This is a genomic window from Staphylococcus sp. AtHG25 (assembly GCF_003217445.1).
In the GTDB taxonomy this organism is placed as follows: domain Bacteria; phylum Bacillota; class Bacilli; order Staphylococcales; family Staphylococcaceae; genus Staphylococcus; species Staphylococcus haemolyticus.
Genome location: NZ_QJSN01000002.1, coordinates 208,537 through 221,325, shown reverse-complemented (window position 1 = coordinate 221,325; position 12,789 = coordinate 208,537). Strand labels below are relative to the sequence as shown.

Annotated in this window: 13 protein-coding genes; 10 read left to right on the top strand and 3 right to left on the bottom strand. The window is 33.1% G+C overall.

The genetic code is table 11. The features are described 5' to 3' along the window. Nucleotides 1-39: 39 nt before the first annotated feature. Nucleotides 40-234 carry a YjzD family protein gene (locus BDW31_RS02715; protein WP_037549058.1) on the bottom strand — a complete coding sequence of 65 codons (195 nt, stop codon included), beginning with the start codon at nt 232-234 and terminating at the stop codon, nt 40-42. Between the two features lie 205 nt (nt 235-439). Between BDW31_RS02715 and BDW31_RS02710 the strand changes: the two genes are divergently transcribed. Further along, the gene (locus BDW31_RS02710) at nt 440-1,381 is read left to right on the top strand and encodes a beta-ketoacyl-ACP synthase III (RefSeq protein ID WP_037538680.1); all 942 of its coding nucleotides are present in this window, start codon (nt 440-442) and stop codon (nt 1,379-1,381) included. 13 nt (nt 1,382-1,394) lie between these two features. Then, complete coding sequence (gene fabF, locus BDW31_RS02705) at nt 1,395-2,639, top strand: beta-ketoacyl-ACP synthase II (protein WP_053024303.1); 1,245 nt, start codon at nt 1,395-1,397, stop codon at nt 2,637-2,639. Between the two features lie 74 nt (nt 2,640-2,713). On the opposite strand, the gene BDW31_RS02700 is transcribed toward fabF, so the two are convergent. Beyond that, the gene (locus BDW31_RS02700) at nt 2,714-3,091 is read right to left on the bottom strand and encodes a DUF3899 domain-containing protein (protein WP_053024304.1); all 378 of its coding nucleotides are present in this window, start codon (nt 3,089-3,091) and stop codon (nt 2,714-2,716) included. A gap of 248 nt (nt 3,092-3,339) precedes the next feature. On the opposite strand from BDW31_RS02700, the gene opp3b reads away from it, so the two are divergent. The 5 genes from opp3b to BDW31_RS02675 are packed head-to-tail and all read left to right on the top strand — an operon-like array spanning nt 3,340 to nt 9,050. Beyond that, nucleotides 3,340-4,266, top strand: coding sequence for an oligopeptide ABC transporter permease (opp3b, locus tag BDW31_RS02695; RefSeq protein WP_110709115.1), 927 nt, complete (start codon nt 3,340-3,342; stop codon nt 4,264-4,266). Beyond that, the gene (opp3C, locus tag BDW31_RS02690) at nt 4,266-5,333 is read left to right on the top strand and encodes an oligopeptide ABC transporter permease (protein WP_037549068.1); all 1,068 of its coding nucleotides are present in this window, start codon (nt 4,266-4,268) and stop codon (nt 5,331-5,333) included. The genes opp3b and opp3C overlap by 1 nt, the downstream gene beginning before the upstream one ends. A gap of 17 nt (nt 5,334-5,350) precedes the next feature. Next, nucleotides 5,351-6,430 (top strand): ABC transporter ATP-binding protein, encoded by a 1,080-nt coding sequence (locus BDW31_RS02685; protein ID WP_053024305.1) that lies wholly within the window; start codon nt 5,351-5,353, stop codon nt 6,428-6,430. Next, nucleotides 6,423-7,364 (top strand): ABC transporter ATP-binding protein, encoded by a 942-nt coding sequence (locus BDW31_RS02680; RefSeq protein WP_053024306.1) that lies wholly within the window; start codon nt 6,423-6,425, stop codon nt 7,362-7,364. Before BDW31_RS02685 ends, BDW31_RS02680 begins: the two co-directional genes overlap by 8 nt. A 27-nt stretch (nt 7,365-7,391) precedes the next feature. Further along, a complete protein-coding gene (locus BDW31_RS02675; RefSeq protein WP_053024307.1) occupies nt 7,392-9,050 on the top strand; it encodes a peptide ABC transporter substrate-binding protein in 1,659 nt (552 codons plus the stop codon). Nucleotides 9,051-9,100: 50 nt separating this feature from the next. Here BDW31_RS02675 and trpS read toward each other — a convergent pair whose 3' ends face one another. Then, nucleotides 9,101-10,090 carry a tryptophan--tRNA ligase gene (gene trpS / locus BDW31_RS02670; protein WP_053024308.1) on the bottom strand — a complete coding sequence of 330 codons (990 nt, stop codon included), beginning with the start codon at nt 10,088-10,090 and terminating at the stop codon, nt 9,101-9,103. Between the two features lie 288 nt (nt 10,091-10,378). Here trpS and spxA point away from each other — a divergent pair, with 288 nt between their 5' ends. From spxA to BDW31_RS02655, 3 genes are all read left to right on the top strand, one after another. Beyond that, entirely contained in the window at nt 10,379-10,774 is a 396-nt protein-coding gene (spxA, locus tag BDW31_RS02665) for a transcriptional regulator SpxA (protein ID WP_011276230.1), read from the top strand. Nucleotides 10,775-10,972: 198 nt separating this feature from the next. After that, nucleotides 10,973-11,695, top strand: coding sequence for an adaptor protein MecA (mecA, locus tag BDW31_RS02660; RefSeq protein WP_037549083.1), 723 nt, complete (start codon nt 10,973-10,975; stop codon nt 11,693-11,695). 99 nt (nt 11,696-11,794) lie between these two features. Continuing rightward, the gene (locus tag BDW31_RS02655) at nt 11,795-12,754 is read left to right on the top strand and encodes a competence protein CoiA (protein WP_110709113.1); all 960 of its coding nucleotides are present in this window, start codon (nt 11,795-11,797) and stop codon (nt 12,752-12,754) included. Nucleotides 12,755-12,789 lie beyond the last annotated feature (35 nt).

Here is a 12,789-nt window from a genome sequence, read left to right as displayed (position 1 = left end):
AGCGTTTTTAACGTATTGTATTATTATGTAGTAATAAGACTATCTGTTACCTGAACGGGTAAAATCATCTGGTTTAATCATGGCAGTTAGAATAGCAATTACAATTGTAAAGATAACTGCTAGAACTATTGGCGTGATAAAGTTTAATGTTCCACCGCCATTTAAACTATTTAATACAAAGTTAACCATTTGTAATAAGATGACTGCCCAAATAAAAGTTACGAGGTATTTCATACTGATGACCTCCATTATTTATATACATTCATTCTAAAGTAAAGTAATCTATTTGTATAGAGATAGCAGTTAACTGATAAAAATTTGTAATCAAATCTATTTAATGAAATCTGTGTTTGTGAAAGGGTAACTACTTGAGTAGTGGTAAAAAAATGTGTTAAATTAATACCTGGTATTAAAAAATGAAGTAAGAAGGTGTACGTTCATGAACGTAGGTATAAAAGGATTTGGTGCATATGCGCCAGAGAAAGTCGTTGATAACGCTTATTTCGAAAGTTTTTTAGAAACTTCAGATGAATGGATTTCTAAAATGACTGGAATTAAAGAGAGACGCTGGGCAAGTGAAGATCAAGATACATCTGACTTAGCATTCGAGGCAAGTAAAAAAGCGATTGAAGATGCAGGAATCACACCTGCTGATATAGATATGATTATTGTTGCAACTGCTACTGGAGATATGCCATTCCCATCGGTTGCCAATATGTTGCAAGAAAAATTGGGTACACGTAAAGTACCAACAATGGATCAATTAGCTGCATGTTCTGGATTTATGTATTCTATGATTACAGCAAAACAATATGTTCAATCAGGTGATTATAAAAATATCCTAGTAGTAGGTGCAGATAAATTATCTAAGATTACTGATTTAACAGATCGTTCAACAGCAGTCCTTTTTGGTGATGGTGCTGGTGCAGTAGTTATTGGAGAAGTTTCAGAAGGACGAGGTATCATTAGTTATGAAATGGGATCTGATGGTAACGGTGGAAAATACTTATACTTAAACAAAGATACTGGTAAACTAGTAATGAACGGACGAGAAGTCTTCAAGTTTGCGGTAAGAATTATGGGTGAAGCATCAACACGAGTGGTTGATAAAGCTGGTCTACAATCAGATGATATTGATATGTTTATACCTCACCAAGCAAACATTAGAATTATGGAATCAGCTCGAGAAAGACTAGGTATAGAGAGAGAAAAGATGAGTGTATCTGTTAATCGCTTTGGTAACACATCTGCTGCCTCAATACCTTTAAGTATTTCACAAGAATTAGAAAATGGAAGAATTAAAGATGATGACACACTAGTATTAGTAGGTTTTGGTGGTGGCCTAACATGGGGCGCTATGGTTATCAAATGGGGTAAATAGGAGGAAATAATGTATGACTGAGAATAAACGAGTTGTAATTACTGGTATGGGTGCATTATCACCTATTGGCAATGATGCCCAGACAAGTTGGGAAAATGCCTTGAAAGGTGTTAATGGAATCGATACTATTACTAGAATAGATACAGAAGATTATAATGTTCATTTAGCAGGTGAACTTAAAGATTTTAATATTGAAGACCATATTGAAAAGAAAGAATCTCGACGTATGGATCGTTTCACACAATATGCGGTAGTGGCAGCACGTCAAGCAGTTGAAGATGCTAAATTGGAAATCAATGATGAAACTGCTAATCGCATAGGTGTATGGATTGGTTCAGGAATTGGTGGTATGGAAACGTTTGAAACAGCACATACAACACTTCAAAATAAGGGACCAAGAAGAGTAAGTCCATTCTTCGTACCTATGTTAATTCCTGATATGGCAACTGGCCAAGTATCAATTGATTTAGGTGCAAGAGGGCCAAATGGTTCTACAGTTACAGCATGTGCTACTGGTACAAACTCAATTGGTGAAGCATTTAAAATTATACAACGTGGCGATGCAGATGCGATGATAACAGGTGGTACAGAAGCACCAATTACACACATGGCACTTGCAGGATTCAGTGCTAGTCGTGCCTTATCTACAAATGATGATAAAGAAACAGCTTGTCGTCCATTCCAAGAAGGTCGAGATGGCTTCGTTATGGGTGAAGGTGCTGGTATTTTAGTGATTGAATCATTAGAATCGGCACAAGCGCGTGGTGCTCAAATCTATGCTGAAATAGTTGGTTATGGTTCAACTGGTGATGCATATCATATTACAGCTCCCGCTCCTGAAGGTGAAGGTGGTTCACGTGCAATGCAAGCAGCACTTGATGATGCAGGTATTGAAGCAAAAGATGTTCAATATCTTAATGCACATGGCACGAGTACACCTGTAGGTGATATGTATGAAATTAGAGCGATCAAGAATACGTTTGGAGATGCTGCTAATCAACTAAAAGTTAGCTCTACTAAATCAATGACTGGTCATTTATTAGGTGCTACTGGTGGTTTAGAGGCTATCTTCTCAGCATTATCTATTCGTGACTCTAAAGTCGCACCAACTATTCATGCGAATACACCAGATCCTGAATGTGATCTAGACACTGTTCCAAATGAAGCGCAAGATTTAGAAATTACTTATGCAATGAGTAACAGTCTAGGCTTTGGTGGTCATAATGCAGTATTAGTATTTAAGAAATTTGAAGATTAATTTTGAAAAAATGATATTAGATCAAGGACACTAATTGATAATGTCCTTGGTCTATTTTTTGTATGTAGAATGATTTAAAGTAGAAATGAAATTATTATTGTCATCACAAAGTATGCAATATTACATATTAAAGCTGGAGCAATCCATGTAGATATAAAATAATGCTCCTTTTTAACTTGTTGAGGATTTAAAAATTCATCATCTGCCATTGTTCTCTTTTTTGAACGAGACGATAGTTGATATCTTATTCTTCTAAAACCATAGCTCGTTGCATCAAAAATGCCCTCTTGAACTAATAAAATGAAAAAAATGCATATAAATATGGATAAAGATATATAAAACAAAATATTAATGTATGAAATGAATGTTTGGTTACTAATGATTAACCATATTATTAAAGAGAGTAGAGGCGTAATCATTGACCACACAACCCAACTTTTTTTATTTTTCATTACGAGACCTCCCAGATGAAACTTAATACCATTTTATCTTATTTAGTATAAATAATAATATCTTAAATCTAAAACCTGTAATTAAAATACAAATGACAGTAAAAAGAACTATTATTTTAAAACTCAATTTTTAATATTTTTAAAATTATATTGCAATTATATGAAAATTAAATATATAATGTTACTAAATATTTCTGAAAATTTTGAAGGGAATGTTAATTTTGAAAATTCAATAAGGGGGTTATTTAATGACGCGATATATTTTTAAACGTTTGGGATACATGTTTTTATCGCTTTTCATTATTATTACAATTACATTTTTCTTAATGAAATTAATGCCCGGTTCACCATTTAACGATGCGAAACTAAGTGCTGAGCAAAAGGCAATCCTTAATGAAAAGTATGGTTTAAATGATCCGGTTGCCATTCAATATCTTCATTATTTAAAGAATGTCGTAACTGGAGACTTTGGGTATTCATTCCAATATCATAATCAACCGGTATGGGAGCTTATAAAACCGAGATTGATTCCTTCTATGGAAATGGGTATTACAGCTATGATTATCGGGGTTATTTTAGGGTTAATCCTTGGCGTAGCAGCAGCTACTAAACAAAATACCTGGGTAGATTATACAACAACTATAATTTCAGTAATCGCAGTATCAGTACCATCATTCGTATTAGCCGTACTTTTACAATATGTGTTTGCGGTACGTTTACGTTGGTTCCCAGTAGCTGGGTGGGAAGGATTTTCAACAGCAGTCTTACCTTCACTAGCATTGTCCGCGACAGTTTTAGCAACAGTAGCAAGGTATATTCGAGCAGAAATGATAGAAGTATTAAGTTTAGATTACATATTATTAGCACGTGCAAAAGGTAACTCTTCTATAAGAGTGCTATTTGGACATGCATTACGTAATGCATTAATTCCAATTATTACTATTATTGTACCAATGTTAGCAAGTATATTAACTGGTACATTGACTATTGAAAATATTTTTGGAGTACCAGGTCTTGGGGACCAATTCGTTAGATCGATTACAACAAACGATTTCCCAGTTATCATGGCTACAACAATATTATTTAGTACATTATTTATAGTTTCAATCTTTATTGTAGATATTCTTTACGGAATTATTGATCCTAGAATTCGTGTGCAAGGAGGTAAAAAATAATGACAAATGATAAATTTGAAAAGCCGTTGGATGATCATTCAAACGCGGCGATGACACATACCTCTGAAGGCATTGCAGCTTCTGACTTTGTTATTAGAGATTTAGATTTAAATAAAGAACCTGAAATGCAACGAGAAAGTAAAAATTTCTGGCAAGATGCATGGGCACAGCTAAAACGAAATAAACTTGCTGTAATAGGGATGATTGGCCTTATACTTATAATAATTTTAGCTTTAATTGGTCCACTAATAAGTAAACATGATTTTGCTGAACAAAATGTCGATTATCGAAATCTTCCAGCAAAAATTCCCGTATTAGACAAAGTTCATTTTTTACCATTTGATGGTACAGGTTCTGACGGTAAAGATGCTTATGCAAAAGTGGGAGCTAAAGAAAATTATTGGTTTGGAACAGATCAACTAGGTAGAGATTTATGGACACGTACATGGAAAGGCACTCAAATTTCTCTAGTTATTGGTATTGTGGCTGCCTTATTAGATATTTTTATCGGAGTAGTATATGGCGCTATTTCAGGATTTTTTGGTGGGCGAGTAGATGATGTAATGCAACGTATTTTGGAAATCATTGCTTCAATTCCAAACCTTATTGTAGTAATTTTATTCGTACTTATTTTTGAACCTTCTATTTGGACGATTATACTAGCTATGTCAATCACAGGTTGGTTAGGAATGAGTAGGGTTGTTCGTGGTGAATTCTTAAAATTAAAAAACCAAGAATTTGTAATGGCATCAAGAACTTTAGGCGCATCAAAAGTCAACTTGATTTTCAAACATATTCTCCCTAATACATTAGGGGCTATAGTAGTAACATCTATGTTTACTGTCCCAAGTGCGATTTTCTTTGAAGCATTCTTAAGTTTCATTGGTATAGGAGTCCCTGCACCACAAACCTCATTAGGATCTTTAGTTAATGATGGTCGTGCAATGTTATTAATTCATCCACACGAGTTATTCATTCCAGCAACAATTTTAAGTTTATTAATTTTATTTTTCTATCTATTTAGTGATGGTTTACGCGATGCATTTGACCCTAAAATGCGTAAATAATAAAGGAGGCACACGTTATGTCAGAAAGAGTATTAGAAGTCAACGACTTGCATGTTTCCTTTGATATTACTGCTGGGGAAGTGCAAGCGGTTAGAGGCGTAGATTTTTATTTGAACAAAGGGGAAACGTTAGCAATAGTGGGAGAGTCTGGTTCTGGAAAATCAGTAACCACTAAAGCGATTACAAAGTTATTCCAAGGAGATGCAGGCCGTATTAAAAAAGGTTCAATTGATTTTCTTGGTGAAGATTTAGCAAATAAATCTGAGAAAGAATTAATTAAATTACGTGGAAAAGATATTTCGATGATATTCCAAGATCCAATGACATCACTCAATCCGACGATGCAAATTGGGAAACAAGTAATGGAACCTTTAATTAAACATCGTAATTATAGTAAATCTGAAGCAAAAAAACGTGCTTTAGAAATTTTAAATTTAGTTGGATTGCCTAATGCTGAAAAACGTTTCAAAGCATACCCACATCAATTCTCTGGTGGCCAAAGACAAAGAATTGTAATCGCAACAGCTTTAGCTTGTGAACCTAAAGTATTGATTGCAGATGAACCAACAACAGCATTGGATGTAACAATGCAAGCTCAAATTTTAGATTTAATGAAAGATTTGCAGAAAAAGATTGATACATCAATCATATTTATTACCCATGATTTAGGTGTAGTAGCTAATATTGCAGATAGAGTAGCAGTAATGTATGGTGGACAAATGATTGAAACAGGGAATGTTGAGGAAATATTTTATGACCCTAAGCATCCTTATACATGGGGATTATTATCATCAATGCCTGATTTAACTACTAGTAATGATACAGAACTAATTGCGATTCCAGGAACACCACCTGATTTATTACATCCGCCAAAAGGCGATGCTTTTGCGAGAAGAAGCCAGTATGCTTTAGATATTGACTTTAAACAAGAGCCACCTTGGTTCAAAATGTCGCCGACTCATTTTGTTAAGTCATGGTTATTAGATGAACGTGCACCAAAAGTAGAACCGCCTGAGATGGTTAAACAGAAACAACGTCATATGCCAAATAATTATGACAAACCACGTCAAGTAGAAAGGGTGTCGTTCAATGAATAATAAAGAAACTTTATTACAAATAAAAAATTTAAAACAATATTTTAATGAAGGCAAACGTAATGAAGTAAGAGCCATTGAGGACATATCTTGTGATATCTATAAAGGGGAAACATTAGGGTTAGTTGGAGAGTCAGGATGTGGTAAATCGACTACAGGTAAAGCAATTATAAAGCTAAATGATATTACAAGTGGAGAAATTTTATATGAAGGACAGGATATTCAAAAAATTTCTAAGCGTAAAGATTTATTAAAGTTCAATAAAAAGACTCAAATGATTTTCCAAGATCCATATGCATCACTTAATCCTAGATTAAAGGTCATGGATATCGTTGCTGAAGGTATTGATATACATAAATTAGCAAGCAGTAAAAAAGACCGTAAACGTCGTGTTTATGACTTACTTGAAACGGTAGGTTTAAGTAAAGAACATGCGAATAGATATCCACACGAATTTTCTGGTGGACAACGTCAACGTATCGGTATCGCGCGTGCACTAGCAGTGGAACCGGAATTTATTATTGCGGATGAGCCTATTTCAGCTCTAGACGTATCAATACAAGCTCAGGTAGTAAACCTAATGTTGAAATTACAGAAAGAGAGAGGTATTACTTTCTTATTTATCGCGCATGACTTATCAATGGTTAAATATATTTCAGACCGTATCGCAGTGATGCACTTCGGAAAAATTGTTGAATTAGGTTCAGCTGACGAAATTTATTATCACCCATTACATGATTATACGAAATCATTGTTATCAGCGATTCCTCAGCCTGACCCAAATAGTGAGAGAACACGTAAACGTGTAGCATATCAAGAAGATGAATCTAAAAATTCTGAGCGAAAACTTCAAGAAATAAGACCAGATCATTATGTTTTTGTAACTGATGAAGAAGCTGCTCAATTAAAACAAGAACATCAAACGCAAAGCGTTTAAATGCAGGGGAAGGAGGATGAATTTACTATGAAATCTTTAAAATATATAGCAACTTTATTAATAGTGGTTTTAGTACTTTCAGCTTGTAGTAATAATAAAAGTTTATATTCAGATGATGGCCAAGTCTTTAGAAAAGTTATCACACAAGATATAAGTACTTTAGATACGGCATTAATTTCAGATGCAGTATCAGGAGATATAGCTGGCCAAGCATTTGAAGGCCTATATTCAATTGATAAAGGCGATAAGGTTACTTTAGGTGTAGCTAAAGAAATGCCTAAAAAAAGTAACGGGGGCAAAACTTTAACAATTAATTTAAGAAAAAATGCTAAGTGGTCTAACGGTGACCCAGTAACTGCGGATGACTTTGTTTATGCATGGAGAAAAGTTGTGGACCCCAAAACAGCATCTGAATTTGCTTACATAATGAGTGATATTAAAAATGCAGATTTAGTTAATTCAGGAAAAAAACCAGTGAGTGAATTAGGAATTAAAGCACTAGATAAATATAAACTTCAAGTTGAATTAGAAAAACCTGTGCCTTATATAAATGAACTATTGGCTTTAAATACTTTTGGTCCTCAAAATTCTAAAATTGCCAAAAAATATGGAGAAAAATATGGTACAAAAGCCGATAGAGCAGTATATAACGGGCCTTTTAAAGTAATTAATTGGCAAGTGGAAGATAAAATTCAACTTGTTAAAAATGACAAGTATTGGGATAAAAAGAATGTTAAATTAGATAAAGTAAATTATAAAGTACTAAAAGATCAACAAGCTGGTGCCTCATTATATGATACAGATTCGGTTGATGATACAATCGTAACATCTGAGCAGGTTAACAAATATAAAAATAGTAAAGCATTGAACCATCGTTTAACTGCTGCTACATTCTATATTAAAATGAATGAAAAAACTGTTCCGGAATTTAAAAATAAACACTTAAGATTAGCTATTGCGCAAGCTATTAATAAAAAAGGATATGTAAAATCTGTTTTAAATGACGGTTCTTTAGCCTCAGATAATTTCACTGGTATTGGAACTGCTAAAACACCAGACGGCAAAGATTTCGCAAGTACAGTTTCATCTCCATTAAAATATGATACCAAAGAAGCAAAACAAAATTGGGAAATTGCGCAAAAAGAATTAGGTAAAAAAGAATTTACTTTTACTATGAATACTCAAGACACCCCAGCAGCGAAGATTGCTGCTGAATATATAAAATCGCAGATTGAAACAAATTTACCTGGTGTTACTCTAAAAATTAAACAAATGCCTTTTAAACAAAAAATAACTCTAGAGTTAGCAAATAATTATGAAACGTCATATGCAGGGTGGAGTCCTGACTATCCAGACTCAACGGCTTTCTTGGAAATAATGACAAAAGGTAATGCTCAAAATAATACTGATTGGGGTAACGAAGAATACGATAATCTTATCAAAGAAGCTAATGGTTCTTTACTACGTGAACCTGATAAGAGAAATAAAGCTTTACAAAAAGCTGAAAGTATTTTACTTCACGACGCACCAGTTGCACCTATATATCAAAAAGGTGAAGCACATTTAACTAATCCACAAGTTAAAGGGTTACAGTATCACAAAGTAGGCCCAGATACTACACTTAAGCACGTGTATATCGATAAATCTATTGATCGTGAAACAGGTAAAGAAAAGAAAAGTGAATAATAGAAATAGCCATGGGAATGATTCCCGTGGCTATTTCTATTACTAATGTATTATCTTTTACGTCCCAGTCCCATGGCACGTTCCATTTTTTTTAATGTTTTGAATGACGCTTTTTGAGCCTTATCGCGACCATGATCTAGGATTTCATCTAGTTTATATGAATTGTAAAATTCATTATATTTTTCTTGGAAGTTAATTAAGAAATCTTTGACGATTTCTGATAAGTCTGTTTTGAACTTACCGTATCCTTCATTTTCGTACTTAGCTTCTAAATCTTTAATAGATTCATTTGTTAAGCTAGAGTATATTGTTAATAAATTTGAAATACCTGGTTTGTTATCACGATCAAATTTAATAATTCCATCTGAATCTGTTACAGCACTTTTAATTTTCTTTGCTGCCACATTAGGCTCGTCTAGTAATGAAATAAAGTTTTTCTGATTATCATCACTTTTACTCATTTTCTTCGTTGGGTCTTGTAAACTCATGACGCGACCACCTACTTTAGGCATACGAATTTCTGGTTTAACCAAAATGTCATTATAACGACTATTGAAACGTTCGACTAAGTTACGTGTTAATTCCATATGTTGCTTTTGGTCTTCACCAACTGGAACAATATTAGTATTGTATATCACAATATCTGCAGCCATTAATGGTGGGTAAGTTAGTAAACCTGCTGGAATACCATCAGTACGTTTTTGAGCTTTATCTTTATATTGAGTCATACGTTCAAGTTCTCCAACACTTGAAATTGTTGTGAGCATCCAACCTGCTTGCACGTGTGCTGGTACTTCAGATTGTATAAATAAGGTAGCTTTTTCTGGGTTTATGCCAGATGCTAAATAAATAGCCGCAAGTTGACGGATTTGTTTACGTAACTTGATTTTATCTTGTGGCACAGTAATTGCATGTTGGTCGACGATGCAAAAATAACAATCATAATCATTTTGAACATCAGCAAATTGTTTTAATGCTCCAATATAATTACCAATTGTGGGTATTCCACTAGGTTGAATTCCTGAAAATAATGTCTCCATATTAGATGCCTACTTTCTTAGTTTTAATTCATATTATTTAAATTATAACAGTATTTCTTTAAAATGTAAGTTATGTTAGTATGTAGTTATACGATAATTCTAAGCTTTTAAATTTAGGTTTTTAGAAAATTTGAGATTTCTCAGAAAAATTAGGATTTTCTCATTTAATTTTAATGTTAGTTGGTTATACTAATATTGTAAGGTTAAGAGGACTAAATAAATTATCATTTCTTAATCAATAAATTCAAAAATAATGAATAATATTCATTCAATAGGAGAGTGAGATGTATGGTAACATTATTTACTTCACCAAGTTGCACATCTTGCCGTAAAGCGAAAGCATGGTTACAAGAACATGACATTCCATATACGGAGCGTAACATTTTTTCTGAACATTTAACAATTGATGAAATCAAACAAATTTTAAAAATGACTGAAGACGGTACTGACGAAATTATTTCTACTCGTTCTAAAACATACCAAAAATTAAACGTTGACATTGATTCTTTACCACTACAAGATCTTTATGCGATCATTCAAGATAATCCAGGACTATTACGTCGTCCAATTATTCTAGATGAAAAACGTTTACAGGTTGGCTATAACGAAGATGAAATCAGACGTTTCTTACCTAGAAAGGTTCGTACTTTCCAATTACAAGAAGCGCAACGTCTTGTTGATTAATTTTAAAATTTAATTGAAGATTATAATAATATGAAACAGCACTATTTTAGTGCTGTTTTTTGTAACTAAAAAAGGGAATATGTTAGTATATATAACGATTGTAAAATAGTTAAATTTAATCAAACAAATAAATTGTAATTTCCACTACGTTCTAATACAATATGGTTACTATTCATCGACTGTAAGGAGTGAGATGATATGAGAATAGAACGCGTTGATGACACAACAGTCAAATTATTTATAACTTATAGTGATATTGAAGCTAGAGGATTCAGTCGAGAAGATTTATGGACTAACCGTAAGAGAGGCGAAGAATTCTTCTGGTCAATGATGGATGAAATCAATGAAGAAGAAGACTTCGTAGTTGAAGGACCTCTTTGGATACAAGTACATGCCTTTGAAAAAGGTGTGGAAGTTACGATTTCTAAATCTAAAAATGAAGAAGCTATGAATATGTCTGATGAAGATGCAAACGAGCAATTTGAAGAACAAGTTAACGAATTACTTGCAAATACATTAGAAAATGAAGAGAGCATTGAAGATTTATTCGAACAAAGAGCACAACAACAAAAGCACTCTCATAAGTCTGAACAAAAACAAACGAAACAACGTCCGAACATAAGAACAGTTATCGTTAAATTTGATGATTTAGAGCAAGTTATTAGTTATGCATATCACCATAATTTATCAACTGATGAATTTGAAGATTTATTATATATGAATGACAATAAATATTACTATGCTATTCACTTTGATGAATCAGTCAGTCAAGAAACAATTAACGATAGTTATAGTCAGATGTTAGAGTTTGCATATCCAACAGATAAAACTGAAGTATACTTAAATGATTATGCTAAGATTATTATGAGTCATAATGTAACTGCTCAAGTGAGACGTTATTTCTCAGACACAGTTGAATAATGAAAGTTTTTACCGAGGCAATGAATATTGCTTCGGTTTTTTTGTTGAAAAGTAAAATCACCATTTCATACGTTTATTCTTATGAGGTGAGTGAAATTTATGTTAATCGCTATAAATCAACAAGGCGAGCAAGTATATGCACATCGTGCAAAGAAACAAGACAGCTATTTTTGTCCGCATTGTAGCTCACAACTACTATACAAATGTGGCACAAAAAAAATCCCGCATTTCGCGCATAAGGTTGATAGCGTATGTTATTGTGCAAAACAAGAATCCGAACAACATTACTTTGTAAAGTGTTTTATTGCGAAGATGTTATCACAACTACATTATCACGTTCAAATTGAACCTTATTGTCCAACTATTCAACAATACCCAGACATACTAGTGAATTCAAAATATGTAATTGAAATTCAATTTTCTAGAATAGGTATTGAAGAGATCATAGAACGAACAAAGGAATTTAAACAGCTGAATATGGAAGTCATTTGGTTAATTCAAGATTGTCGATATCATATGGGAAGGCTATATCTCAATTCATTTCAATCACATTTTATTCATCCAATTAACAGTTGTTTATATGTATGGAAACAAAAGAACAAGTGTGTTGTTTTATATAGTCAAATTCAGCATATTGGTGGCAGACAATTTATCGCAAAACGAACAGTAATTAAAATCAATGAATTAGTGAATCAGATTAGTATAATGCCTACGCCATATCAACACATTTTCAAGCTAACTAAATCTGAAATACATTATTACTTGAATCAATGTAGAAGGAAAAATTCTGTCCTTGAACCATCGTTAAGCGCAATGTACCAGTTAAGATTAACAGATGAGGCTATTTATCATAACTTCGGCTACATATTCCCTTATCAACTCTATATTGAGAATCATCCAGTTCAGTGGCAATTACAATTTAAATTATTTAATGAACAAGAGTGTGATGTACATCAGCGTTTAAAAGCCTTTCTTAAATTTAGACAGATGTACCTTAACACTATTTCTATGGATTGTGTTGTCTCAGAACTCATTAATCATTACATTAAATATAGTTAAAACGTGCAATTTATAGGGAATAATGAGAAAATTAT

Excerpts from the sequence above, each read along its gene's own strand:
- BDW31_RS02715 (WP_037549058.1), bottom strand. The coding sequence starts at position 234 with ATGAAATACCTCGTAACTTTTATTTGGGCAGTCATCTTATTACAAATG.
- BDW31_RS02710 (WP_037538680.1), top strand. The coding sequence starts at position 440 with ATGAACGTAGGTATAAAAGGATTTGGTGCATATGCGCCAGAGAAAGTC.
- fabF (WP_053024303.1), top strand. The coding sequence starts at position 1,395 with ATGACTGAGAATAAACGAGTTGTAATTACTGGTATGGGTGCATTATCA.
- BDW31_RS02700 (WP_053024304.1), bottom strand. The coding sequence starts at position 3,091 with ATGAAAAATAAAAAAAGTTGGGTTGTGTGGTCAATGATTACGCCTCTA.
- opp3b (WP_110709115.1), top strand. The coding sequence starts at position 3,340 with ATGACGCGATATATTTTTAAACGTTTGGGATACATGTTTTTATCGCTT.
- opp3C (WP_037549068.1), top strand. The coding sequence starts at position 4,266 with ATGACAAATGATAAATTTGAAAAGCCGTTGGATGATCATTCAAACGCG.
- BDW31_RS02685 (WP_053024305.1), top strand. The coding sequence starts at position 5,351 with ATGTCAGAAAGAGTATTAGAAGTCAACGACTTGCATGTTTCCTTTGAT.
- BDW31_RS02680 (WP_053024306.1), top strand. The coding sequence starts at position 6,423 with ATGAATAATAAAGAAACTTTATTACAAATAAAAAATTTAAAACAATAT.
- BDW31_RS02675 (WP_053024307.1), top strand. The coding sequence starts at position 7,392 with ATGAAATCTTTAAAATATATAGCAACTTTATTAATAGTGGTTTTAGTA.
- trpS (WP_053024308.1), bottom strand. The coding sequence starts at position 10,090 with ATGGAGACATTATTTTCAGGAATTCAACCTAGTGGAATACCCACAATT.
- spxA (WP_011276230.1), top strand. The coding sequence starts at position 10,379 with ATGGTAACATTATTTACTTCACCAAGTTGCACATCTTGCCGTAAAGCG.
- mecA (WP_037549083.1), top strand. The coding sequence starts at position 10,973 with ATGAGAATAGAACGCGTTGATGACACAACAGTCAAATTATTTATAACT.
- BDW31_RS02655 (WP_110709113.1), top strand. The coding sequence starts at position 11,795 with ATGTTAATCGCTATAAATCAACAAGGCGAGCAAGTATATGCACATCGT.